This is a genomic window from Acidimicrobiales bacterium (assembly GCA_041394245.1).
GTDB lineage: Bacteria > Actinomycetota > Acidimicrobiia > Acidimicrobiales > Aldehydirespiratoraceae > JAJRXC01.
This window is the reverse complement of record JAWKIR010000002.1, coordinates 1,817,896-1,842,550: the sequence shown is the minus strand read 5'-3', so window position 1 is coordinate 1,842,550 and position 24,655 is coordinate 1,817,896. Positions and strand designations below refer to the sequence as shown.

24 protein-coding genes are annotated in these 24,655 nt (G+C 68.6%); 14 read left to right on the top strand and 10 right to left on the bottom strand.

Going from position 1 to position 24,655, the window contains the following annotated elements:
- Positions 1–23 precede the first annotated feature (23 nt).
- The 8 genes from R2707_09270 (at position 24) to R2707_09235 (ending at position 6,850) form a co-directional block, all read left to right on the top strand.
- Positions 24–734: a hypothetical protein gene (locus tag R2707_09270; protein MEZ5245273.1), complete on the top strand. Its 711-nt coding sequence runs from the start codon at positions 24–26 to the stop codon at positions 732–734.
- Positions 734–1,297, top strand: a complete 564-nt coding sequence (locus R2707_09265) for an alpha/beta family hydrolase (protein ID MEZ5245272.1) — start codon at positions 734–736, stop codon at positions 1,295–1,297. Before R2707_09270 ends, R2707_09265 begins: the two co-directional genes overlap by 1 nt.
- A 10-nt stretch (positions 1,298–1,307) precedes the next feature.
- Positions 1,308–2,372, top strand: a complete 1,065-nt coding sequence (gene prfA / locus R2707_09260) for a peptide chain release factor 1 (protein MEZ5245271.1) — start codon at positions 1,308–1,310, stop codon at positions 2,370–2,372.
- Position 2,373: 1 nt separating this feature from the next.
- Positions 2,374–3,231, top strand: coding sequence for a peptide chain release factor N(5)-glutamine methyltransferase (gene prmC, locus R2707_09255; GenBank protein MEZ5245270.1), 858 nt, complete (start codon positions 2,374–2,376; stop codon positions 3,229–3,231).
- Between the two features lie 5 nt (positions 3,232–3,236).
- Positions 3,237–3,830, top strand: a complete 594-nt coding sequence (locus R2707_09250) for an L-threonylcarbamoyladenylate synthase (GenBank protein ID MEZ5245269.1) — start codon at positions 3,237–3,239, stop codon at positions 3,828–3,830.
- Between the two features lie 9 nt (positions 3,831–3,839).
- Positions 3,840–4,298 carry a ribose 5-phosphate isomerase B gene (rpiB, locus tag R2707_09245; GenBank protein ID MEZ5245268.1) on the top strand — a complete coding sequence of 153 codons (459 nt, stop codon included), beginning with the start codon at positions 3,840–3,842 and terminating at the stop codon, positions 4,296–4,298.
- An 82-nt stretch (positions 4,299–4,380) separates the two neighbouring features.
- Positions 4,381–5,634, top strand: a complete 1,254-nt coding sequence (gene glyA / locus R2707_09240) for a serine hydroxymethyltransferase (GenBank protein MEZ5245267.1) — start codon at positions 4,381–4,383, stop codon at positions 5,632–5,634.
- A gap of 28 nt (positions 5,635–5,662) precedes the next feature.
- On the top strand, positions 5,663–6,850 hold the full coding sequence (locus R2707_09235) for an MraY family glycosyltransferase (protein ID MEZ5245266.1): 1,188 nt from the start codon (positions 5,663–5,665) through the stop codon (positions 6,848–6,850).
- On the opposite strand, the gene R2707_09230 is transcribed toward R2707_09235, so the two are convergent.
- Together R2707_09230 and R2707_09225 are read right to left on the bottom strand one after the other, a co-directional pair.
- Positions 6,813–7,646: a L,D-transpeptidase gene (locus tag R2707_09230; protein ID MEZ5245265.1), complete on the bottom strand. Its 834-nt coding sequence runs from the start codon at positions 7,644–7,646 to the stop codon at positions 6,813–6,815. The genes R2707_09235 and R2707_09230 overlap by 38 nt on opposite strands.
- 17 nt (positions 7,647–7,663) lie before the next feature.
- Positions 7,664–9,202, bottom strand: coding sequence for an MFS transporter (locus R2707_09225; GenBank protein MEZ5245264.1), 1,539 nt, complete (start codon positions 9,200–9,202; stop codon positions 7,664–7,666).
- 68 nt (positions 9,203–9,270) lie between these two features.
- Here R2707_09225 and R2707_09220 point away from each other — a divergent pair, with 68 nt between their 5' ends.
- Positions 9,271–9,951: a hemolysin III family protein gene (locus R2707_09220; protein ID MEZ5245263.1), complete on the top strand. Its 681-nt coding sequence runs from the start codon at positions 9,271–9,273 to the stop codon at positions 9,949–9,951.
- 25 nt (positions 9,952–9,976) lie between these two features.
- Here R2707_09220 and R2707_09215 read toward each other — a convergent pair whose 3' ends face one another.
- Positions 9,977–10,774, bottom strand: coding sequence for an SDR family oxidoreductase (locus R2707_09215; protein MEZ5245262.1), 798 nt, complete (start codon positions 10,772–10,774; stop codon positions 9,977–9,979).
- Between the two features lie 60 nt (positions 10,775–10,834).
- Here R2707_09215 and R2707_09210 point away from each other — a divergent pair, with 60 nt between their 5' ends.
- From R2707_09210 to R2707_09200, 3 genes are read left to right on the top strand one after another with little or no spacing between them, the layout of a single operon-like run.
- The gene (locus R2707_09210; GenBank protein ID MEZ5245261.1) at positions 10,835–11,551 is read left to right on the top strand and encodes a maleylpyruvate isomerase family mycothiol-dependent enzyme; all 717 of its coding nucleotides are present in this window, start codon (positions 10,835–10,837) and stop codon (positions 11,549–11,551) included.
- Positions 11,548–12,249, top strand: coding sequence for a hypothetical protein (locus tag R2707_09205; GenBank protein ID MEZ5245260.1), 702 nt, complete (start codon positions 11,548–11,550; stop codon positions 12,247–12,249). The genes R2707_09210 and R2707_09205 overlap by 4 nt, the downstream gene beginning before the upstream one ends.
- Entirely contained in the window at positions 12,246–12,632 is a 387-nt protein-coding gene (locus R2707_09200) for a DUF952 domain-containing protein (protein MEZ5245259.1), read from the top strand. Before R2707_09205 ends, R2707_09200 begins: the two co-directional genes overlap by 4 nt.
- On the opposite strand, the gene R2707_09195 is transcribed toward R2707_09200, so the two are convergent.
- Positions 12,615–13,454, bottom strand: a complete 840-nt coding sequence (locus R2707_09195; GenBank protein MEZ5245258.1) for an SDR family oxidoreductase — start codon at positions 13,452–13,454, stop codon at positions 12,615–12,617. The genes R2707_09200 and R2707_09195 overlap by 18 nt on opposite strands.
- 127 nt (positions 13,455–13,581) lie before the next feature.
- Here R2707_09195 and R2707_09190 point away from each other — a divergent pair, with 127 nt between their 5' ends.
- Positions 13,582–13,815 (top strand): hypothetical protein, encoded by a 234-nt coding sequence (locus R2707_09190; protein MEZ5245257.1) that lies wholly within the window; start codon positions 13,582–13,584, stop codon positions 13,813–13,815.
- A gap of 8 nt (positions 13,816–13,823) precedes the next feature.
- Here R2707_09190 and R2707_09185 read toward each other — a convergent pair whose 3' ends face one another.
- From R2707_09185 to R2707_09160, 6 genes are all read right to left on the bottom strand, one after another.
- Positions 13,824–16,256 carry a DUF3516 domain-containing protein gene (locus R2707_09185; protein ID MEZ5245256.1) on the bottom strand — a complete coding sequence of 811 codons (2,433 nt, stop codon included), beginning with the start codon at positions 16,254–16,256 and terminating at the stop codon, positions 13,824–13,826.
- Between the two features lie 58 nt (positions 16,257–16,314).
- Positions 16,315–17,133 (bottom strand): SDR family oxidoreductase, encoded by an 819-nt coding sequence (locus tag R2707_09180; GenBank protein MEZ5245255.1) that lies wholly within the window; start codon positions 17,131–17,133, stop codon positions 16,315–16,317.
- A complete protein-coding gene (locus tag R2707_09175) occupies positions 17,130–18,365 on the bottom strand; it encodes a cytochrome P450 (protein MEZ5245254.1) in 1,236 nt (411 codons plus the stop codon). Before R2707_09175 ends, R2707_09180 begins: the two co-directional genes overlap by 4 nt.
- 24 nt (positions 18,366–18,389) lie before the next feature.
- Positions 18,390–19,640, bottom strand: coding sequence for an MFS transporter (locus R2707_09170; GenBank protein ID MEZ5245253.1), 1,251 nt, complete (start codon positions 19,638–19,640; stop codon positions 18,390–18,392).
- Positions 19,641–19,693: 53 nt separating this feature from the next.
- Complete coding sequence (locus tag R2707_09165) at positions 19,694–21,193, bottom strand: sugar transferase (GenBank protein MEZ5245252.1); 1,500 nt, start codon at positions 21,191–21,193, stop codon at positions 19,694–19,696.
- Between the two features lie 202 nt (positions 21,194–21,395).
- Positions 21,396–23,816: a DUF87 domain-containing protein gene (locus R2707_09160; protein ID MEZ5245251.1), complete on the bottom strand. Its 2,421-nt coding sequence runs from the start codon at positions 23,814–23,816 to the stop codon at positions 21,396–21,398.
- 20 nt (positions 23,817–23,836) lie between these two features.
- Here R2707_09160 and R2707_09155 point away from each other — a divergent pair, with 20 nt between their 5' ends.
- Entirely contained in the window at positions 23,837–24,652 is an 816-nt protein-coding gene (locus tag R2707_09155; GenBank protein MEZ5245250.1) for an amidohydrolase family protein, read from the top strand.
- Positions 24,653–24,655 lie beyond the last annotated feature (3 nt).

The following is a 24,655-nucleotide window of genomic DNA, read 5'->3' as shown; positions in this document are numbered from 1 at the left end:
CCGCGTCGCGGTAGCTTCGGGTGATGCTGTTGGCCGAGATCGAGGTGTACCACTCGCGGCCGATCGCGCCCACGCGACGTGTCGCGATCGGCAACAGCCTGTTGCCATGCGATCCCCCGCCCGGTTTCGCCGGGCTCCTGCTGGGCGGCATCGCCGCTCGCTTCGCGATGGATCTCGATCCCGACGACCTGCCCGACATCGTGGCGCTCACCCATGAGCTCGAGGCCGGTCGCCGCATCCCGCAGCCCCGGCTCCGCCACCGCTTCCAGGACGACCGGGTCGGGTTGACCAACAGTCCCCATCGGCTCCACCGCGACGATGAGACCGACGCGATGCGTCTCCAGTTCACGACCCAGAAAGGGGCGCCGTCGCAGCAGGTGCTCGGTGCGGTCTACGCCGCCGGGCAGCTTCCGCCCGCGTTCCGGGGCGACGTGCTCGCTTCGGTGCGCCGTGGTCTCGCGTGGACGGGCGACATCGGGCCGGCCCTGCTGGCCCATCTCGCCGGTCGCGGCAACGTCGCGCTCTCGTCGAGTGCGATGGCCGACCCCGTCGGCTGGGCGATGGGCGTCTTGGGGCTCAGCGCCCACGACACCCCGCCTCCGAAGGGGGCCGTCCAGCGGGGCTACCGCGATGCGCTGCTCGCCGCGCACCCCGACCATGGCGGCGCCGGCGACAAGGCGGCGCAGCGGATCGCCGACATCGGCGAGGCTCGCCGGATCCTGCTCGCCCGCTGATGGTTGCTCCGTCGGCGCTCCTGCTGACCCACGGCGCCGGCGGCGATTCCTCGCATCGCCTGCTCGTCGCCATGGAGGACCGGCTCGAGCTTCCCGTTCGACGGATGGACTTCCCCTACCGCAGGGAGGGCCGCCGCGCCCCTGACCGTGCGCCCAAGCTCATCGACGCGGTTCGGACCGAGGTCGCCGTGATGGCCGAAGAGATGCGGATCGACCCCGACCGCATCGCGTTCGCCGGGCGTTCCATGGGCGGACGCATCTGCTCGATGGCCATCGCGGAAGGTCTCGCGGCGAGCGGCCTGGTGCTGCTCAGCTATCCCCTGCACCCGGTGGGAAAGCCCGAGAAGCTCCGGATCGACCACTTCCCCGACATTGCCGTGCCGACGCTCTTCGTCAACGGCGACCGCGATCCGTTCGGGACTCCCGAGGAGCTCGACGCGCACATCGGAGCGATCGCCGGTCCGACGCAGGTCCACTGGCTCGAGGGCCAACGCCACGATCCGAAGCCGGCGTTCGACGACGAGATCATCAGCGTCGTCGGTGCCTTCCTCGCCGGCCTCTAGCCTCGCAAGGGTGTGGGACCGCATCGAGAGCCTCGAGAAAGAGCTTCGTGACGTCGAGATCCGTCTCGGCGATCCCGCCGTGCAGGCCGACCCGTCACAGATGGCCGACCTCGGTCGGCGATTCAAGCAGCTCGAGGAGGTGGTGTCGGCCGGGCGTCGCCTCCGAGACGCGACCGGCGACCTCGAGGCGGCCAACGACATGCTTCGCGAGGCCGAGGGGGCAGATCGCGACGCGATGCGGGACGAGATCGCCGAGCTCGAGGCGCAGATCGCGGCGGGGGAAGAGGAGATGCGGCTCCTGTTGTTGCCGCCCGACCCGAATGCGGGTCGCAACGTCATCATCGAGATCCGCGGCGCAGCCGGAGGCGAGGAGGCCAACCTGTTCGCCCGTGACCTCTACGTCATGTACGAGGCGTACGCGAAGCGGCAGGGCTGGCGGATGGAGATGTTGGGCGCATCGCCCTCCGATCTGGGTGGGTTCGCCGAGGTGACCGCCCTCCTGAGCGGCGACGGTGTGTGGACCCGGATGAAGCACGAGGCGGGCACCCATCGTGTCCAGCGGGTTCCGGTGACCGAGTCGCAGGGGCGGGTGCACACCTCCTCGGCGACGATGCTCGTGCTCCCGGAGGCCGAGGAGGTCGAGGTCGACATCAACGACAACGACCTGCGCATCGACACCTATCGTTCGAGCGGCTCGGGCGGTCAGTCGGTCAACACCATGGATTCCGCCGTGCGGATCACCCACCTGCCGACCGGTGTGACCGTCTCGATGCAGGACGAGAAGAGTCAGCTGAAGAACAAGAACAAGGCGATGCGCGTCCTGCGCTCCCGCCTGCTCGCCCTCGAACAGGAGAAGGCCAACGCCGAGGCCTCGGATCTCCGTCAGAGCCAGGTGAGCACCGGCGACCGGTCCGAGAAGATCCGCACCTACAACTACAAGGAGAACCGGGTCACCGATCATCGCATCGGGTTGACGATCCACAAGCTCGACCGTGTGCTCGCCGGCGAACTCGACGACCTGAGCGACGCCATCGTCGCCGACGAACGTCAGCGTCAGCTCGAGGCCGAGGACTGAGTTGGGCACCGTTTCCTGGTCCGAGCTCCTCGACGAAGCGACCCGCCGGCTGGGAGCCACCGACGCTCGCCGAATCGTCGAGGAACTGACCGACGCCGAACCCGGGCAGCTGCATCGGGTGCTCGACGATCTGGTGACCGTGCGGGGCGTCGCCCGGTTCGACGACATGGTCGCCCGGCGGCTCGCCGGGGAACCGCTGCAGTACGTGCTCGGTCGTTGGGGTTTCCGCACGCTCGATCTGATGGTCGATCGGCGGGTCCTCATCCCTCGACCCGAGACCGAGGTCGTCGCCGGTCTCGCCATCGACTGGCTGACCGCTCGCGCCCGCGACGTGGCGCGCGAACTCCTGGTGGCCGACCTCGGCACCGGATCCGGAGCGATCGGGCTGTCGGTCGCGGTCGAGTGCGGTGCCGCTCGGGTGATCGCCACCGACGTGTCGCCCGATGCCGTCGTCGTCGCTCGGGCCAACCTGGCGGGGATCGGTCGGGCCGCGACCCGCGTCGCCATCCACGAGGGTGCCTGGTTCGATGCCCTGCCGTCGGCCGTGCAGGGTTCACTCGACCTGATCGTGTCGAATCCGCCCTATGTCGCCGACCACGAGGAGCTCCCGGCCGTCGTCGCCGACTGGGAACCGCCGTCGGCTCTCCGCGCCGGTCCGGCCGGACTCGACGACCTCCACCACATCGTCTCGCACGCGCCGCACTGGCTCGCCGACGACGGTGCGCTGGTGCTCGAGATGGCCCCGGACCAGACCGACATCGTCGCCGGATGGGCCGCTCAGGTCGACATGTCCGCGACGGTCCACCCCGACCTCTCGGGTCGCCCCCGAGCGGTCGTTGCCCGCAAGAATCCGGAGTAGACGACATGGCACCTGATGATCTGGCCGACGCCGCCCGCGAGATGCGCGGTGGGGGAGTGGTCGTCATCCCGACCGACACGGTCTACGGACTGGCGGCCGCCGCTGATCACACCGCCGCGGTCGAGGCGATGTTCGCGCTCAAGAACCGCCCCGTCGACGTGAAGATCGCCGTGCTGGTCGCCGACATCGACCAGGCCCGGCACTATGTCGAACTCGGCCCCGTCGGCGAGGCCCTGGCGGCACGGTACTGGCCGGGGCCGCTCACGATCGTCGCACCCCGCCACGTGCCGGGGTCCCTGGCGGCGGGCGACGACGAGACGCTCGGGGTCCGCTGTCCCGACGACGCGGTCGCGCGGGCCCTGGCCGCCGAGGTGGGGCCGATCGCAGCGACGAGCGCCAACCTCCACGGCGGCGACACCCCGGTCCGGGCGGCCGAGGTCGCCGAGCTCTTTCCCGATGTCAGGGTCGTGCTCGACGATGGCCCGCGTCCCGGCGCGGCGTCGACCGTCGTGTCGGTGGTCGAGACGCCTCCGGTCGTGCTGCGCCAGGGTCCGATCAGCGACACCGATATCGAAGCCATCGCGAGCACCGACTCCTAAGCTCCGCCCATGCGCATCGCCGTCGGTTCCGACCACGCCGGGTTCCACCTGAAGGAGTCCCTGGCCCAGCATCTGCGAGACGGGGGCCACGAGGTCGTCGACTGTGGCACCCACTCCGAGGAGCGGGTCGACTACCCCGACTTCGGTGCGGCGGTGGGCCGGGCCGTCGTCTCGGGCGAGGCCGACGGCGGCCTGTGCGTGTGTGGGAGCGGCATCGGCATCGCCATCGCGGCCAACAAGATCGCCGGCGTGCGCGCCGCGACCGTCCACGACGCCACCTCGGCCCGGCTCTCCAGGGAACACAACGACGCCAACGTGATCTGCATCGGCGAGCGACTCGTCGGCCCCCAGGTGGCGCTCGACGCGCTCGACGCGTGGTTGGGCGCCGAGTTCGAGGGCGGACGCCACGAGGGTCGGGTCGCCAAGCTCGACGCGTTGGGTGGCGAGGTCGTCACCCGGGTCGACTGATCGACGTTCTGGCCAGCCAGTCTCTCCGACCCGGTGACCGGGCGGTACGCTGCCGTGATCCTGCCCTCCTGAGGAGCCTTCCATGCCCTGGCCCAGCACTGCCGACGATCCCGTCCTCGACCTCATCACCAAGGAGGAGACGCGTCAGAACACCACGGTGCAGCTGATCGCCTCGGAGAACTTCGCGTCGCCCGCCGTGATGGCCGCGACGGGCTCGGTGCTGACCAACAAGTACAGCGAGGGCTATCCGGGCAAGCGTTACTACGGCGGCAACATGGTGGTCGACGAGATCGAGGACGAGGCACGGCGACGTGTCTGTGCCCTCTTCGGGGCCGACCACGCCAACGTCCAGCCCCACGCCGGTGCGATCGCCAACATGGGGGTCTACCAGGCGCTCCTCGAGCCGGGCGACACCGTCCTCGGGATGAGCCTCGACCACGGAGGGCACCTCACCCACGGGTCGCCGGTCAACTTCTCGGGCCTGCTCTACAACTTCGTCTCCTACGGCGTGACCGCGAGCGATGAACGCATCGATTTCGACGACATGGCGGCGAAAGCCCACGCCGAGAGGCCGAAGATGATCGTTGCGGGGGCCACCGCCTACCCGCGCATCATCGACCCGCAACCCCTGCGCGACATCGCCGACGAGGTCGGCGCGCTCTTGATGTTCGACGCCGCCCACATCGCGGGCCTCATCGCCGGGGGCCAGCACCCCAATCCCGTTCCGCTGGCCGACGTGATGACCTTCACGACCCACAAGACGCTTCGCGGTCCGCGTGGCGGGTGCATCCTCGCCCGTGAGGAGTACGCGGCGAAGATCGACAAGGCCATGTTCCCCGGGATCCAGGGCGGCCCGCTCGAACACGTCATCGCGGCGAAGGCGCTTGCGTTCGGCGAGGCCGCCACCGACGAATTCAAGAGCTACACGGCCCGCATCGTCGAGAACGCGGCGGCGCTGGCCGAAGCCCTGGCCGGGCACGGCTTCCGTCTCGTCAGCGGCGGGACCGACAACCATCTGTTGCTGGTCGACCTGCGCGGTTTCGACGAGGAGCTCACGGGGAAGGAGGCGCAGGCCGTGCTCGACGACGCCGGCGTGAGCCTCAACAAGAACACGATTCCCGACGACCCCCGCTCTCCCTTCGTCACCTCGGGCGTGCGCATCGGCACTCCCGCGGTCACGACCCAGGGCATGGGTCCCGCCGAGATGGTCACGATCGCCGAACTGATCGCACGAGCGTTGCGAGAGCGCAACGACCCGGCAGCGGTGGCGGCGGTCAAGGCCGACGCGGCGACCCTGTGCGGGGAATTCCCGCCCTATCCCGACCTGGGGGCCTGAGGGCCGGGCAACGGCGGACGGCGACCGCATGCCGGCCCTCTCTGCCTACCTGATCGTCAGCGCGACGGCGGCCGTCGTCACGTTCGTGTCGGTGCCGCTGGTCCGACGTCTGTCGATTCGGATCGGGGCCATCGCTCCAGCCGACGAGCGCCACGTCCATCTCGTGCCGACCCCCCGAGGCGGGGGCGCGGCGATGATGTTCGGCCTGCTCGTGGCCTTCGCCACGGCGGCGCTCCTCGACGAGTTCTCCGGAGTGATGGCGGCCCGCACCGAGATGATCGGGGTGGTGATCGCGGCGGCGGTGATCTTCAGCGTCGGGTTCATCGACGACGTCCGTGAGATCTCACCACCCGCGAAACTCGCCGGGATGGTGCTGGCCGGGTCGGTGATGTCGCTCACCGGCGTGTCGATCCTGTTCTTCCGGGTGCCGTTCTTCGATCTGCTGTTCCTCTCGGCCGATTGGTCGGCGCTCGTGACCGTGCTGTGGGTCCTCGGAATGGCCAACGCGGTCAACTTCATCGACGGGCTCGACGGTCTCGCCGGCGGCATCATCGCGATCGCCTCGGCGACCTTCCTCCTCTACGCCCTGCAGCTCGGCAACGAGGGCGTGCTGGATCCGAACAACCCGGGTGCGCTGTGGGCGAGCATCACCCTCGGCCTGTGCGTCGGGTTCCTGCCGCACAACGTGCATCCGGCCCGGATCTTCATGGGCGACGGCGGCGCGCTGTTGCTCGGACTCCTGATGGCCGCGTCCACGATGTCGGTCGGGGGGCGGACGACCGCGGAGTTCTCCGGCCAGGCGTTCTTCTTCTTCGCCCCCATCTTCATCCCGTTGGTGATCCTCGGCGTGCCGATCCTCGACACCGCGTTCGCCATCGCCCGCCGGGCCGTGAAGCGAAGCGCGGTGGCCGAGGCCGACAAGGAGCACCTGCATCATCGCCTGATGCGACTCGGGCACGGACATCGGCGTTCGGTGCTGATCCTGTGGCTCTGGACGGCCCTGCTGTCGGCGTTCGTCCTGGACCCGACCTACACGGGTGAAGGCGATGCCGTCGTTCCGATCGGCGTCGCGGCCCTTGCTCTCGGCCTGTTCACGGTCTTTCACCCTCGGTGGCGGGGGGCTGCGGTCGAGGTCGATGCCGCCGATCTCGACGTCATCGACGCCGCGAACGAGAAGCTCAGAGCACCTCGACGGGGACGCCGGCCGTCACCTTGAGTTCCTCGACCATCCTGGTGATGTCGTCGTTGTCCATCCTGATGCAACCCGACGAGACGTTGGTTCCCAGGCTGTCGGGGTCGTTCGTCCCGTGGATGCCGAGCTGGCCCGGTCCGCCGTTGAACGTCACGAACGTGTCGGAGAAGCCGGAAAGCCCGTAGGCGAACGCCCCGTAGACCGAGTCGGGTCGGGCCGGGCGGATGATCTCGGTCGTGTAGTACCGCCCGCGCGGCGTGGGCGCATTGTCGCGAGAAACGCCGACGGTGGTCTCGAGCACGACCTGTTCGTGGTCGAACACGGTCAGGCGGAACTCGTCGAGCTCGACCCGAATGGCGAAGTTGTGGCGCAGAAGATCGACGCTGTCGCTGCGGATCCACCCGAGTGAGCCGTTGGGCCGGGTCGGCAGCAGTACCTGGTAGTACTCGATCCCGTCGTAGTCCTCCACGAGGAACAGCAGGTCGTCGCCCGACGCGACGGGATTCGTGAACGTCCACCGGGGGATGCCGTCGCCGGGGTTCTCCTCGACCGTGACCTCGCTCCCGCGAGCCCGGGCCACGAACGACACGCCGACCCGGTCCTCGGCCGGCTCGATGGCATCGCGCAGCGCCTCCATCGGCGACCGGGGGACACCGGTCGTGGTGGAGTCGGGGATCGCGTCGATCCCGGCGGAGGTCGTGACGCCTGGCCGGAGCTCGATGTCGACGCCGTCGTAGGGTGCCAGCAGATCGCGTTCGGGCGCCGAACAGGCAACCAATCCCAGTGCACCGGTACCCAACAGGAAAGTGCGTCGGTCCATCGCCATGACGGTACCGCTCAGCGGTCCTCGGGGTTGATCTCCTCGAGTTCGAGACCGGCGGTCTCGGGATATCGGCGCAGGACGAGCCAGGCCACGATGAGCGGTCCGGTCGCGAGGATGGCGAGGGCCGGGCCGATCTCGCCCATCCGTTCGGACACCTGCCCGACGAAGATCAGCCCCACCGCGCTGCCCATCACGCCGACGGTCACGATGATGCCGTTGGCCCGGCCGCGATCATGCGTCCCGAACATCTCTGGTCCGTAGACGGCCATCGCGGGCACGGCGATACCCCCGAGCACCACGCCGAGCAGCGTCAGGATCCACAGCGCGATGCCGCCCGAGAAGTACGCGAGGGTCGCGAACCCGGCCCCGATCACGAGGCCTGTGGCGCCGACCTTGCGGCGCCCCCTCGTCTCGGCCAGGTAGCCGCCGAGCAGCACTCCGAGGCCCGCCGGCGTTGCGGTGACGAGAGTGAAGTTCGAGATGCCCGATGCGCTGAAGCCCTGTTCGTCCTTCAGGAAGTCGTTCTGGAAGCTCGAGGCGGGCGAGAAGAACATCGACAGCAGGAAGGCCGAGCCGGCCAGGAGGATCAGCCGCTGTCGACGCCGGTCCCGATGTGCGTCGGAGACATCGCTGACCACCGCATCGGAGGAGTGGGTGAACCGGAGGGTCTCCGGCAGGCGCCGGCCGACCCAGATGATCACCAGTACCCCGAGCCCGCCCACCAGATACACCCCCCGCCAGCCACGCGGACCGAGATCGGCGAGGCGAAGGACGTTGACCGCCAGACCCGAACCGACGCCGGCGCTGAGCACGAGGACGGATGCGGCCCACGCCCGGCTGCGGGCCGGCATCTCCTCGGCGGCGACGATGGCGATCAGGATGCCGAGTCCCGTCGACAGGCCGCGGGCGATGAGCTGTGATCCGCCGAGGGTCCAGATGTCGGGTGCGAGCCCGCCCATGAGGGTGAAGATGCAGCTTCCGAGACCGGCGGCGACGAGCATCGAACGGCGGCCCCGACGGTCGGCGAGCGCCACGGTGACGAGGCTGAACAGCACACCGGCGCGGACGATGCCGAGCACCCACCCCTGGGCACTGTTGCCCTGCCCGAACTCGTCGGTGGCGAAGCTGATCGTCTGGGTCAGCACGGTGCCGAGGTAGCCGTCGACGATCTGGGCCGCAGCGAGAAGACCGAGCACCATCGCGGCACGGGCGTCGAGGCGGTCGGGCGGCGCCCACCAGTAGCCGAACGCGTCCCTGCGGGATCGCAGCGCCCGACGGACCGGAAGCTGGAAGAGCCAACCCCACACGGGGATGGCGAGCCGATACGTCGTGGTCTCGCGCACGACCCAGCGGTCGCCGTCGGGTGCCACCTCGAGGGTGCGCTCGTACTCACTGAACGGTCCTTCGGCGAGCCCGAAGCGCTCGCCGTCGTTCCCGGTCCTGAGGGTCTCGGCCTCGGTCTCGGCCACGATGTCGACCCGCGGCCGCCGACGACGTTCGAGTTCGCGGTCGTCACACGAGGTCTCGGTGTGGATCACTCGGCGACGGCTCACGGGTCACGATGGTATGCCTGGCTCACCCCTCGGGGGCGCGCTCGCGTATCCTTCCCGTCGTGCAGTTGATGGATGACCCGCGAGCGGACCTCCTTTCACCATCGGCCCGTCGGCTCCTTCGCCGTCCCCGCCCTCGCTTCCGTGGCGTGCTCCATCGTTGGGCCGCGCTGGTCTCGGTCATCGTCGGTGTGGTGGTGACCGTCGGCGCCGACGGAAGTCGCGCCACGACCGCCATGGCGATCTTCTCCCTCGGCAACACCGCGATGCTCGGCGTGAGTGCGATCGTGCACCTGCGCGACTGGCCGATCGAACGCGTCGAGCTCATGGTCCGCCTCGACCATTGCGCGATCTTCCTGATGTTCGCGACGACGGCAACGCCGATCGCGATGCTCGGCCTGGAGCCACCGGTGGCGGGCTGGCTCCTCGGGGTGGCATGGACCGGCGCCGTCCTCGGCATCGTCGCCGAGTGGATCCCCATGCACCCGCCGGCAGGTGTGGTGAACGGCGCCTATCTGGTCTTCGGCTGGTCCATGGTCGTCTTCATCCCCTGGATGCTGTCGGGTCTGACGATCGGTGAAGTGGCGCTGCTGCTCGGGGGCGGCGCGGCCTACACAGTCGGCGCGATCGTGGTGGGAGCGCGGCGTCCCGACCCGTGGACCGACACGTTCGGCTATCACGAGATCTGGCACGTGTTCGTCGTCGTCGCCGTGGGAATCCACACGGCGATGGCGGTGTCGCTCGCCTCCTAGCGAGCGCTGAACACCGGTTCTCGGGCTACATCGAGAACGAGTCGGGCCAGGCGTCGCTGCGGATCATGGCGTCGGCACCGCCGTCGACGAAGATCACCGACCCGCAGGCGAACCGCGCGGCGGGCGAGAGCATGAAGACGATCCAGTCGGCCATCAGGTCCGGGGTCGCGGGTTCCCCGGTGGGGATCGGGAAGCTCGCGAGCAACGGCCCGAAGTCCTTGTCGTCCTTTCCCTGCTGGAACAGCGGCGTCTGGACCGGCCCGGGTGCGATCACGTTCAAGGTGATGCCCTGGCCCACCCAGGCGTCGGTGACCGAGGCCCTCCGGCACCATCGCGAGATGGCGAGCTTGGCCCCGCCGTAGGCCATCGCACCGTCGAACGGCTCGGGTACTGCTGCGACGATCTCCACGACGCGTGCCTCGTCGCCGGCCAGGAACGCGTCGACCAACTCGCTCGGCAGGTTCGGTGTCGTGGTCGACGAGTTCGAGCCGACCTGGACCACCTGGGCGGCACCGGCGGCGGCCAGCGCGGGTCGCAGACCCTCCAGGAGGGCGAGCGAACCGAAGTAGTTCACCCGGGCGATGATGTTGCCCCGCAACGGCGGGCCGAGGCCGGCAGCGGTCACGAGGCCGTCGAGGGTGCCGTGGCAGCGTTCGAGGGTCTCGTCCACGGCGGTGGCGCGGCCCTCGGGTGTGGAGAGATCGCCGATCACCTCGGCGTCGCGCAGATCGATTCCGATCACCGTGTTGCCGGCGTTCTCGAGCTTGGCCCGCGTCGCCGCACCGATGCCCGATGCCGAACCGCTGATGGCGTAGGTCCCCACATTGCTCCATTCGTCCTGTGCTGGTGCACGATGATCGTCCGACTACGCCAAACTGGGCAAATGGATGCAGCCGACCGCAGTGCCGCGCTCGAGGCGGAGGGTCGCCGATTGATCGCCGTCGCCACGAAGGACCTCGAGGCCGAAGTCCCCACGTGCCCGGGCTGGAGATGTCGCGACCTCCTGCGCCATGTCGCGGTGGTCTGGGACTCCCTGCGGCTCGCGGCCGAGTCCCCCTCGCTCGACCCTCCTGACTTCGGCCAACTCGCCACCTTGCCCGACGACCCCGCTGCGCTCGCCGACTTCGCAGCCGAGCGGCTCGATCTCCTCGTTCCGGTCCTGGCGTCGGTCGATCCGGGTCGATCCGTCTGGACCTGGGCAGGGGAGAAGCCGATGGCGTTCTGGCCCCGACGGGCCCACCTCGAGACCGTCGTGCATCGAGTCGACGCCGAGTTCGCGGCGAACGACCCCACACCGGTCGACCCGTGGGTGGGCATCGACGGCGTCGACGAGCTCTACACGGAACTTCGCGCCGGGAGAACCGAAGACCTGCCGTCGGGTTCGTTCCACCTGCACCAGACCGACGGCGACGGCGAGTTCATGCTCGACGTGGTGGACGGCTCCCTGGCGGTCAGCCGCGCGCACGCAAAGGGCGATGCCGCCCTGCGGGCGACCGGCGAGGATCTGCTGCTGGCCGTCTGGGGTCGACGCTCGCTCGACGGGCTCGAGTTCTTCGGAGACCGCGACGTGGCCGAGCAGTGGATCGCGTTGGCGTCATGACCGAATCCGAGACGACATCGGACCCCGAGGACGCGCTCGAGCCGGCCACCTTCTCCGGGGGGCACAACCTCGATCAGCTGATGCCGGTGATCCTGTTCTTCGGCTTTCGCATCGTGCTCGGCAACCTCGTGCTCGCCGTCATCGCATCGATGCTCTGGTCCATCAAGGCATCGATCTCCCGCCACCGTCGAGGGCTGCGGATCGGCTGGTTCCTCCCCGGAACCGCCGCCTACCTGCTCGTGCGGGCCGGTCTGACCATCGCCGTCGAGCAGGAGTGGATCGATGTCGACGTGAGCGCCGACGCCGTCTACTTCGGCTTCGGGATCGTCGGCAAGATCCTGATCGGTGTCGGATGTGCGCTGACCATCCTGGCGGGTCGCCCGATCCTGGGTTGGTTGATCCCGAAGGTGGTCAAGTTGCCGGCGAGCGTCATCGAGCATCCCCGCTACCGGACGGCGATGTCGGGGGCGACATGGATCTTCGTGGCGTTCGAGCTGCTCACCTCGATCTGGGACATCTGGCTCTACAACAACTCGGGTCTCGGCTTCTTCTTCCTGACCCGCTCCGGGGTCAACTTCATCGTGTCGTTCGCGTTCATCACCGGAGCGCTCATGTACATCGACCGCACACTCGACCCGATCCCGGAGTATCCGGGCCTCACCAATGTGCTCGAGCAGTCCGGGCGGTTGAGGACGTGACCGCCCCTCGCCCGGCGCGGCTCGTGCACTTGGCGGAGAAGCAGGTGTGGGCCGAGGCCGCCGGTCGGCCGAGCTACATCCCGCGAGAGTGGGATCGCGACGGGTTCATCCACCTCTCGTCGATCGATCAGGTGCTGACTCCGGCCAATCGCTTCTACCGGGGCCGCGACGATCTCGTCGCCCTCGTCCTCGACGCGCACTATCTCGGCGCCGCCGTGGTGTGGGAACCGGGCACCGACACCGAGGAGTTGTTCCCGCACCTCTACGCGGCGCTGCCGGCCGAGTCGGTGCTCACCGAGATCGAGTTTCCACCCCAGGTCGATGGGACGTTCGTGTTGCCGCCCGCGCTGGTGCGGGCGGTCCGCTCACCCCTCGGCCACTAGCTCGTCGAGCGGATCGGAACCGAACTCGCGCAGCAGGGCGCCATAGTCGGCACCACGGCGCAGGTTCTGGCCGCCGTCGACGGCGAACGCCTGGCCGGTGATCCACGACGACTCCGGGCCGATGAGGAATCGAACCATCTCGGCGATCTCCTCGGGCTCGCCCACGCGGCCGAGCGGGATCTGTGGGAGGTAGTCGTCGAGCAGCGCGCCGCCGCCGGTGATCGCGCCCATGAGCTCGGTCGCAACGATGCCGGGCTGGACCGAGTTCACCCGTACGCCGAAGCGGCCCATCTCGTCGGCACTGACCCGGCAGAGATGGTCGAGGCCGGCTTTGGCGCCGCCGTAGCCGCCGAGGCAGCGCATGGAGTCCTGACCCGCATGCGACGAGCACCCGACGATCGAGCCGCCGCCGCCCTGCTTCGCCATCTGGACGCCGCCGTGCTTGAGGCACAGGAAGGTGCCGATGTAGTTGAGTTCCATCGTCGAGCGAATGGCCTCGACGTCGGCGGTGGCCAGCGGACCCATACCGGTCGAGCCGCCGGCGCACGCGAACAGGCCGTCGAGGCGGCCGGTGACCGCGCTGGCCGCGGCGACGGCCGCCTGCACGTCGGCCTCGCTGGTCACATCGGCGACGATGTGTTGCACGGTGACCCCCTCGGCCGCGGTGGCCGAGATGCGCTCGACGGCGCCGACGAGCTTGTCCTCGGTGCGTCCGCAGATGGTCACGTGCGCGCCGTCGGCCGCCAGCTTGGCCGCGGCGGCCTCGCCGATGCCGCTGCCGCCTCCGGTCACGAGCGTTGCAAATCCCTGAATCGAAGCCATGGGCGAGCACACTAGCGAGCGGAGGAAATCCTGCACCAATGCGCGACTTTCGCACGTCGCCTATCGTCGAGATCAGCGGGCCGGGGAACCGGCCGATCGCACACCCCCAACCCCCGAGGAGCACACGATGGGTATCAAGGATTTCGCCGACAAGGCCAAGGACAAGCTGGGCGATGTGGCCGAGAAGGCCGGCGACGTCGCCGAAGCCGCCCGCCACAAGGTCGGCGACGCGGCCGAGGCCGCCGTCGACAAGGTCGATGACCTGACCGGCGGCAAGGTACCGGACGCGGTCAAGCACGCCGTCGACAAGATCGATGGTGAGGACGAAGAGGGCGGCACCGAAGCAGACAGCGCCGAGTAGTTCTTCCGTCAGCGTCGCACGACGCGCAACGGGCGAACCACCGCCCGGTCCTCGGACCGCGACGCCTCGAGGTCGACCTCGGCTTCGAGCACCCACTCGTGATGGCCATCCGGATCGATGATGATCTGGGTGGCCATCTGCGCGTCGCGGGCGAAGTCGAACCACTCGCCGCTGCGAGCGTCGGCGTCGATGCCGATCCAGTCGTGTTCGTCCCAGTAGGCGGCCATGTCGTCGGCCAGCAGCGCCGTTCGACGGCCCGCCAGCTCGGTGACCAGGCGGAACATCTCGTTGCGCACGAGGACACCGAAGGCACGATGGTTCGCGGTGATGTCGGCGGGCTCCTCGATCGTGGCCGCATCGGGCAGCGTCGGGTCGGGGTTGCGCAGGCGCTCCCATTCGTCGAGGAGGCTGGAGTCGACCCGGCGGATCATGGCACCGAGCCATTCGATGACGTCGTCGAGGTCGTCGTTCGACTTGTCCATCGGCACGGTCTGCACCAGCGTCTTGTAGACGTCGGTCAGGTAGCGAAGCACGAGGCCTTCTGACCGTTTCAGCCCGTAGCGGGCCACGAACTGGTTGAAGGTCTCCGCGAACTCCAACATCTCGCGGGCGACCGCCTTGGGGCTGACCCGGTCGCGCCCCACCCAGGGGTGCTGGCGGGCGAAGATCTCGAAGGCCGGTTCGATGAACTCGGCCTCGGGCCGCGGCCAGGTGATCTCCTCGAGCCGATTCATGCGTTCCTCGTACTCGACACCCTGCGACTTCAGTTCGCTGATCAGGGCGTCCTTGGCCTTGTCCTTCTGGGCGATCAGGACGGCCATCGGGTCTTCGAGGATCGACTCGACGAGGCTGATGATCTGGAGGTGGTAGTCGGGGGCCTCGTTGTCGAGCGCATCGATGGCCTCCACGACGAAGAGTGACAGCGGCTGATTGAGACGGAAGTCGTCCTGGAGGTCGAGGTTGACCCGCAGCGGGTCGGTTTCGATGATGTCGGCGGCGAGCAGCGATCGATAGACGGAGATCGCCCGTCGGATGTGGGCCCGCTGTGCCGTGCGGGTCTCGTGGTTGTCGGTGAGCAAGCGCTTCATCGCACCGCACCCGTCGCCCGGCCGGTCGAGCACGTTGAGCATCATGGCGTGGCTGACGGCGAAGCTGGACGAAAGGGTCTCCGGGGTGCCGGTGCTCAATCGGACGAGTGTGTCGCCGTCCCAGTGGGCGTAGCCGCGCTCGGGCGGCTTCTTCTTGACCAGCTTCTTCTTCTTTTTCGGGTCGACGGCGGCCTTGGCTTCGGCCCGCTTGTTCTCGACGACGTGCTCCGGTGCCTGGACGAGCACGCTCCCGGCCACGTCGAACCCCCGGCGCCCGGCGCGACCGGCGATCTGTTGGAAGTCGCGCACACTGAGGACCCGCACACGGCGGCCGTCGTACTTGCAGAGCTGGGTGAACAGCACCGACCGAATCGGGATGTTGACCCCGACGCCCAGCGTGTCGGTGCCGCAGATCAGCTTCAACAGGCCCTGCTGGGCGAGCTTCTCGACCAGCAGCCGGTACTTCGGGAGCAATCCGGCATGGTGGACCCCGATCCCCGATTCGACGAAACGCTTCAGGTCCTTGCCGATGGGGGTGTCGAAGCGGAACCCGCCGATGGCCGCCTTGACCCGTTCCTTCTCCTCCTTCGTGAGCACGTCGAGACTCGTGAGGCTCTGGGCCCTCTCGGTTGCCTCCTTCTGGGTGAAATGCACGATGTAGACCGGGGTACGGCCGTCGTCGAGCAGCTCGCCGATCGTGTCGAGCAGCGTGGTCTCCCGGTACTCGAAGTCGAGTGGCACCGGTCGTTCGGCGTCGTCGATGAGGCTGACGGTGCGGCCGCTCCGTCGCTCGATGTCGGCCCGCAACGCCGACGTGTCGCCGAGGGTCGCGCTCATCAGCAGGAACTGGGTGTGGGGAAGTTCCAGCAGCGGCACCTGCCATGCCCAGCCCCGGTCGCGGTCGCCGTAGTAGTGGAACTCGTCCATGATGACGAGGTCGACGTCGCAACCGGCGCCGTCGCGCAACGCGCGGTTGGCCATGATCTCCGCGGTGCAGACGATCACCGGCGCATCGGCGTTGACGCTCGCGTCGCCGGTCACCATGCCGACGTTGTCGGCGCCGAGCTCGGCGGTGAGCTCGAAGAACTTCTCGCTGACGAGCGCCTTGATGGGCGCGGTGTAGACGGCGCGCTTGCCCTGGGCCAGCATCGCGAAGGCGCCGGCCACGGCCACGAGCGACTTCCCCGACCCTGTCGGCGTGGCGAGCACCACGTGCTCGCCGGACAGCAGGGCGAGGATCGCCTCCTCCTGGTGCGCGTACAGCTCGAGGTCGCGGTCGGCGGCCCAGTCCAGAAACGCGAACAGGAGGCTCTCCCCGTCGGTCTCTTCGGGCACTCGTCCGATCAACGTCATCCGACGGTCACCCTAGGCTTCGACTCCCCGCGATGCGGCCCGGGGTCGGCCAGACACCTCAGCTGAGGCCGGAGAAGTCGATCTGTCCGGTGATCATCGCGGCCGAGAACCCGTTGTCGGCGACCATGTTGTGGCCGTTCATCGCGATCGACGCGTCGGTGCCGAGCATGACGAGCGAGCGGGCGATGTCGTCGGCCGTCAGCATCGTTCCGCCGGTCTGGTCGACGGTCCACTGGATGACCTGCTCGGTCATGTGCTTGATGAAGTCGTCCATCAGCGGCGTGTCGATGGGGCCCGGGCACACCGAGTTGGTGCGCACACCGAACTCCCTGTAGCTGCGAACCGACGAGTACATCGTCCACACCTGGGCGATCTGCTTGGAGAAGGCGTAGACGTCGGCCGAGGCCAGTTCGTCGTTGGCGGCGAGCCACGAGAGGGCGTCGTCCCAGTCGTCGATGGCGATCAGCTCGAGGATCGCCGCGAGGTTGTCGGGCCAGCCCTGACCGGCGATCGATGCGGTGTTGACGATGGCCGCGCCGCGGGGCATGCCCGGCAGCAGCCCTGCGGTCAGCCGCCGTACGCCGAGATAGTTCACCCGGATGACGAAGTCGGTGGCGTGGACGCCCGCCACACCCGCGTTGTTGAAGAGGACGTCGACGCCAGTGCCGATCGACCTGATGGCCTCGTCGATCGAGGCGGGGTCGGACATGTCGGTCGGGATGTAGCGGGTCGCCGGTCCGGTCGGCTCTTTGATGTCGAGCACGGTGAGGTCGGTGCATCCGGCTTCGGCCAGCAGTTCGACCGCGGCGGCGCCCACACCGGTGGTGCCGCCGGTGAGGACGACCTTCTTGCCTTCGTAGCTGAACAGGTTGCTCATGTGTCCTTCTTCGGGGTGAATGCCATGTGTGCTTCCTTGAGCCCGAACACGAACGCGTTCGGCATCTCCACGTGGGGCCGGTCGGTGAGCCGTTCGAGTGTCTCGACGCGGGCGACGAGGCGCTCGAAGAAGGTCTGGATCTCGAGCCGGGCCAGTGATGCGCCCATGCAGAAGTGGGTGCCGAACCCGAACGAGATGTGGAGGTTGGGGTCGCGGGTGACGTCGAACGTCTCCGGGTCGGTGAAGTGCGCGGGGTCGCGGTTGGCGCCGGCATAGGCGAGGAGCACCTGCTGGCCCTTGGCGATCGTCGTGCCGTGGAGCTCGTAGTCCTCGGTCGCGACCCTGCAGAAGTTGTGCACCGGGGTGACCCAGCGGATGAACTCCTCGACGGCGACCTCCATGTCGGCGCCGGCCTGGAGCTTCGCCCATTCGTCGGGGTGGTCGGCGAGGGCGAGGAGGGTTCGGGCGATGACGGTGCGGGTGGTCTCGGCGCCTCCGTCGAGAAGAAGGAGACAGTCGGAGATGATCTGGTCGAGTCCGAACGGCGCGCCGCCGACCTCGCCGCCACCGTCGCGTTCGACGTCGATCCAGTGGGACATCACGTCGTCGGCGGGGCAGCCCTTCTTCTCCTCGTAGAGCTCGGTCGCCGCCGCGGCGAACTCCATCGCCGAGATGATGCCCGCCTCGTCGTGATAGCGGGGGCCGCCGCCCAGTGCGATCGTGGTCTCCGACCAGTGCTGGAGTTTCGGCCACATCTCGTTCGGGAACCCGAGCAGGAGTCCGATCATCTGGGCCGGCAGCGGCGCGGCGAGTTCGCTGACGATCTCGGCCTCGCCCTTCGCGAGCGCGGCGTCGAGGAGGGCATCGACGGTCTCGACGACATGGTCTTCCCAGCGACGCACCGCCCGCGGGGTGAAGCGGCGGCTGACGAGCGTCCGGCGGGCGACGTGGAGCGGATCGTCGTTGCCGATGATCGATTCGTCGGCGGGGATGTTGGGGCGGTAGCCGCCCTTCTCCTGATCGGAGTTGATGAAGATGCGCTTGTTCTTCTCGATCTCGATGATGTCGTCGTAGCGGGTGATGACCCACAGCTCGTTGACGCTGTCCCAGTGCACCGGCGAGTGCTCGCGGAGCCAGGCATAGCGGGAGTACGGATCGTCGACGTAGAAGTCGCCGTCGAGGATGTCGAGCGGTCGAGGGTCGGTCATGTGTGCAGCGGGCGAGACAGCCATGCCCGCACCCTAGAGAATCGTCGCTCAGTCGACGTAACTCGAACCGGTCGGCATCGATCGGCTCACCACCGCCACAACGGCGCCGTAGCTCATCAGCACGCCGGCGGCCAGCAGGAGGGTGGCTCGTTCGCCGAGGTCCAGACCGCGCTGATCGGCGGCGAGGCCGAGAATGAGGGTGCCGACCCAGACCAGGCCGCCCCACGCGATGCCGAACAACGACATGACCCGGCCGCGCATCTCGTCGGCAACGACCTGCTGAACGAGGGTCTGGAGGGTGGTCATCGTGCCGAAGTAGAAGAACCCGAGCACGACCTGCCACGCGATGGCGACCGCCAGCGTCTCCGACAGTGCGAAGCCGGCCAGACACACGCCGTAGAGGCACATCGCCACTGCGGCTCGCACCATGCTCGGCTCGTGCTTGCTGTAGCCGACCGTGAGCGCGCCGACGATGGCGCCGATGCCGGTCGACGCCACGATCACGCCGAACCGGCCGGCATCCTCGCCGAGCACGCCGCTGGTGAACGAGGGGATCAGCGCGGTGTGGGCCACGCCGAAGACCGAGGCGACCGCCACACTCGCGATGGCCAACAGCGCAGGGGAGCGCTCACGGGCATGGCGCAGGCCCACCGCCATCCGGCCGAACACGCTCAGCGAGTCGGGGACGATGTTCTGGGCCTCGACCCGGACCCGCGCCATCAGGACTGCCGCAGTGGCGGTGGCCACTGCGAATGCGGCAAACCCGATGTGGAACCGCTGCGAGGCGATGATGCCGGCCGCCAGGATCGGGCCGGCGACCCGGGTCATGTTCTGCACGGCCGCCTGCATCGAGATCGCGCTCGCCACGTCGTCGGGTGTCACGCTGTTGACGACCAGCGCGCCGGCCGAGGGGCCGATGAAGGAGAAGCTGCTGCCGAGGGCCAGCGCCAGCAGATAGATGGCCCAGAGCGGCGGGGCGTCGCTCACGCCGGTGAGGATGGCGAGCGCGGTCGCGGTGACCGCCGCAGCGGAGTAGCACGCGACGACGACGCGGCGACGTTCGAGCCGGTCGGCGAGCACGCCGGCGAACGGTCCGATCACCAACTGGGGGGTGAAGAGGGCGACGAACAGCCAGGTGACCGCGAGGTTGTCGCCCTCGGGGGCCCGATCCTCCACCAGCCCCTGGAGCGTGACATGGCTCATCCAGAAACCGATCTGCTGGATGAGGAAGCCGGTGAAGATCAGGCGGTAGGACGTGTGCCGGAACGCGACGAAGCCCCGACCTCTCTCGGATCGGATGAAGCGAGCGACGAGGCCAGTGGGCCCCTCGGGGACCCCCTCGGCCGCGCCGGTCAGAATTGACCCTTGCGTCCCAACACAACGGGGATCGTACGGGCGACGATCACGAGATCGGTAACCAGGCTCCAGTTGTCGACGTAGTAGAGGTCGAGCTGGGCGTACTTCGAGTCGTGGTCGCCCTCGCTGCGGCCCATGACCTGCCACATGCCGGTGATGCCCGGCTGGACGCGCAGGCGGTTGTGGAGTTCCTTGTCCCACGCCTCGACCTCGCGAGGCAGGGCGGGGCGGGGGCCGACGAGGCTCATCTCGCCCTTCAGCACGTTGAAGAGCTGGGGAAGCTCGTCGATCGACAGCTTGCGCAACCATTTTCCGACGGAGGTGATGCGGGGGTCGTCCTCGATCTTGAACAGCAGGCCGGTGGTCGTGGAGAGATGGGTGAGCGACGCGAGCTGGGCCTCGGCATCGACCACCATCGTGCGGAGCTTGTGCATCTCGAAGAGTTCGCCGTCTCGGCCGACGCGGGACTGGGAGAAGATCGCCGGCCCGGGGCTGGTGAGCTTCACCGCGAGGCACGAGAGCAGCAGCAGAGGTGCGGAGATGAAGAGCATGATGGTGGCGACGACGACATCGAACGCGCGCTTCGCCCGTGGGCGCCAACCGGTGCGCTGGACCGGCTCGACGTACATCATGGGGACACGGCCGACCGGACGAATCGTGAGGCGGTGAGCGGCGATGTCGCACAGCGTCGACGAGAGCTCGACATGGATGCCGTGTTCGGTCAGCGCACGGATGAGACGGTTCGAGCTGCCGACGTCGATCGCCGTCGCCGCCACGATGACGCTGTTCACACCCATCTCGTTGACCTTGCGCAGGACCTTGCCGGGGTCGCCGAGCAGGGCGAGAGGAGACTCGCCGGGCTCACGCTCGACCAGGTCCTCGATGAAACCGTGGAAGACGTAGCCGAGGGCCGCGTCGGTCTCGAGCATCTCGCGGACGAACTGTCCTTCGGCGTTGCGGCCGGCGATCACCACGGGGCGCAGGAGCCGACCGTTGCGGCGGGCACGGTCGAACAGCGAACGGGCGATGAGCCGCTCGGTGGTCAGCAGCACGAGGATGAGCGCGCCGGTGATGAGCACCCACGTGCGGCCGACGGTCACCTTGAGGAGGATGCTCAGCCCGCCGGTGATCAGAACGCCCATGGCGACACTGCGGACCACGCGATTGATCTCGTCGATGCGGCGACTGAGATAGCGGGCTCGGTACAGGAGCTGCTGTGTGAACACCACCGGCCAGATGGGAATCGACGCGAGGACCAGGCCCATGTAGCTGGCGACCGACGTGGGATCGCCGGGATTGACCCATTCGTTGATCCAGGTGCCGGCGACGAGGGCGACCGAGACCATCAACAGGTCGGCGATGACCAGGGACAGCTTGGTCGCGTTCAGCGGGTTGCGTCGCGTCGGAAGCCCCGGCAGCGATGCGCTGTCGGGGTAGAGGACGACATGCTCGGAGGTACCGGGTGTCGTCGTGGGGGGAGTCTCCGTCGAGGTCATCTCAGTTCACGCTCTGCGTCAGAGCGTAGACGCTGAAGTAGGGGCCGTCTGTAGGCCGAAATTCCCACGTGTGGATTTCCATCGTTGCCGCCAAGCAGTGTGGTTGTTCGCCGTCGAGCACCCAGCGTAGGCCGAATCGGCAGCGCGGGCGTATTGGCACACTACGTGAGATATCCGCGCACGCAAAGTGCAGTCCGGAAGTTCAACGGGTCGGCACCCACACGAGCACGAGATCCTCCACCGTGATGTCGGTCTTCTCGAGGCCGACCTCGAAGGATTCGATCGTTGCCGCAGCCCGCTCCCATGCGTCCTGGGAGTCCTCGAGCGCCTCGACGAGCGCGTCGGCGAGTGCTTCGAGCTCGTCGACCCGCTCCTCCAGGCGGTTCTTGGCGCTCTCGACGCGCTGTGCCGCATTGGCCGACGTCCGGCGCGACGAACTCGCGCGCCGAACACCTCCGAGGATGCTCCGCGTCGACTTGCCCCCGAAGAGGCCGCCGATCACGTCGATGGCGCCGCTGATGACCTCGTTGCGGCTGCGGTCCTTGGAATCGGATTCGAGCTCGCGCACCCGATCCTCCGCCTTGGCGATGGCGGCGCGAACGCGATCCTGCTTCTTCGCCATCGCGGCGCGGAGCTCGTCGGCTTCCTCGTCGGCTCGGTCATCACCGACTCGCCGGCACCGTTCGGCGAACTCTTCGGCGCTCTCCCCGACGCGCGAGTAGAGCTTCAGTTCCGGATTCTGGAGGAGGGTCAGCGACTCGTTGCGGTACAGGTGGTCCTTGAGGGTCCGCTCGGCGTCTCGGAAGAAGGTCGCGGTGTGGATCTTCCCTTCCGGGAGGACATAGACGGCACCCTCGGGCGGGTCGCTGCGCAGGTCGCGGTCGTCGTAGTCGACGGCAACGAAGTCGGGACCGTCGACATCGGCGCCGAGGGGCCCGACGACCGCTTCCCACTCCGCCTCGTGGCGCAGGTCGCCTTTGGTGTCGTCGAAGAGCAGCCGGACGCGGGCGGCGAGCGCCGGCTGCAACCGCCGGCCACCGGCGACCGCTCCGACGTGTTGGCCCCAGGGGGCGGCCGGGTCGAGATACGCGACCTCGACGCCGTCGGCCACCTCGGGCGCGACGGCCGACTCGTCGTCGGCGAGCTCGGTGGGTGCCGCCGGGGCCGACGCGGCTGCTGTGGCGGCTGGGGCGGCGGGACCGTCGGCCGCGGTGGCCTCCGCTGCGACCGGCCGTCGGTCGGCCATCAGGACACCGATCTGGTCTCGGGTGAGGGGGCCGGGGAGGTACGACATCGCCCAGCGGGTCCCGAAGGTGACCGGTGCCCCGCCCCGAGTGGTGTGGAGCAGGAACGTGCGCTTTCCGAGGCCGCCGATCGTGTCGCCGATCGCGTCGATGTCGGCGTCGCCGCCCGCCGCCCGCATCCCTTCGAGCAGACGCGCCTTGTCGCGTTCGGTTTGGAGCCGACCGATCATCCAGGTACCGGCGTTGCTGATCGCCTTGTAGTCGAGGTCGACGGGATTCTGCGTCGAGAGCACCATGCCCACACCGAAGGCGCGCGCCTGCTTCAGGATCGTGAGGATCGGGCGTTTGGCCGGTGGCTCGGCCGTCGGTGGGACGAAGCCGAAGACCTCGTCCATGTAGACGAGGGCGCGCAGATCGGGGCTGCCGGGCTGGGCGCGCATCCAGGTGACGAGCTTCGACAGCACGAGGGTCACCGCGAACTGGCGCTCCTCGTCGGAGAGGTGCGCGATCGAGACGATCGCCGCCTTCGGCTTTCCGCCGTCGCCTTCCAGCATCGACCCGATGTCGAGCGGCACTCCCGACCCCCAGGCGGCGAACGATGGTGATGCCAGGAGCCCGTTGAGTTTCATCGCCAGCGCGGTGCGATCGGCGGGCGGGAAGAAGGTGTCGATCTCGATGACGCCGAGCTTGCGCATCGGCGGGTTCTGGATGTGGGCGAGCAGGGAGGCGAGATCGAGGTCGTCGCCCGCGCCCCACGCATGGTGGACGAGGTTGGCGAGCAGCACGTGCTCGCGACCCGAGAGCGGATCGGAGGCGATGTCGACCAGGGCCAGCAGCCCCTGCACGAGGCCGTCGATCTCCTCGCGCACGGCCTCGTCGCCCGTGCCGGCCGGGGGTGCGGACAGGTCGCCGATGACGTTGAGACCGACACCCGCCTCCGACCCCGGCGTGTAGATGGTGAAGTCGGCGATGTCGCGCAACCGGGCGATCCGGTCCTTGCCGATCCCGGAGCCGGCGAGCCCGTTCTCCCACATCTCGGCGGTGGATGTGGCCAGCTCGTCGGGTGTCACCCCCTGCCGCTGCGCCTCGCCCTCGTTGACCCACGGCCGGAAGTCACCGGGCGCGAGATCCGGGAAGGTGAGCAGCAGGTTGCCCATGTCGCCCTTCGGATCGATCACCAGCGTCGGAATGCCCTGGAGGAGCGCCTCCTCCAGCAGGACCATGCCGAGGCCGGTCTTGCCGGAGCCGGTCATGCCGACGATCACGCCATGGGTGGTGAGGTCGGCGGCCTCGTAGATGATGTTCTCCCCTTCGGACCCGCCAACGACGGGGCCGAGGAAGAAGTGGCCGGGTTCGACATCGATCGTGCTGGTGTCCATGGGGTGCGATGCTAGAAGCAATGCTCGACGCTCATCTCCATGTGGTCGATGCCGCCACGGCCGGTCCCGACCGCACGGGTCATCCCGATGGCGCGTGGTGGGCGTCGATCGACGCGTCGCCGGGCGCCGTCGCCGAACGGCTGGCTCGGGCCGGCGTCGACGGCGGGGTGTTGGTGCAGGCCGTCGGCGCCCACGGGTTCGACAATTCGTTCGCGCTCGGAACCGCTGCCGCCCTCGGCGGCCGGTGGCGTGCGGTCGCCGCGGTCGGGGTCGACGACCCGGACCCGATCGGCACGATCGAGCGCGCCGCCGCCGGTGGCGCCGTCGGGGTCCGCTTCTTCTCGATCCCACTCCCCGCGATGGGTTGGCTCGACGGCGACCTCGGGCACGAGCTCGCAACCCGCTGCCGGGATCTCGGCCTCACCCCGACGATCTGCTGTCTCGCCGACGAGCTGCGGGCCGCTGCGCGCCTCGCGCGGGCGTTCCCCGACCTCGAGTTCGCGCTCGACCACGCGGGGTTCGTTGCGGTCGGCGGTGACGAAGGCGATCTCGAGCTGCTGACCCGTACCCCCAATGTCGTCGTGAAGCTGAGCACCGGTGTGTTCGACCACAGCGCGCTCGACCCGGCCGCCACCGTCGGTCGACTCCTGGATCTGGTCGGCGCCGATCGGCTCGCATGGGGTTCTGACCATCCCCAGGTCCGGGACCGGACCTACGACGAGTTGGCCGCCCTCGGCCGACTGGCCGTCGAGCGACTCCCGGACGCGACACGGGCGGCCGTCCTCGAGGGAACGACCGCCCGTCTCTGGTTCTCTTCCCCGTTTTCTGAAGCCTGAGTC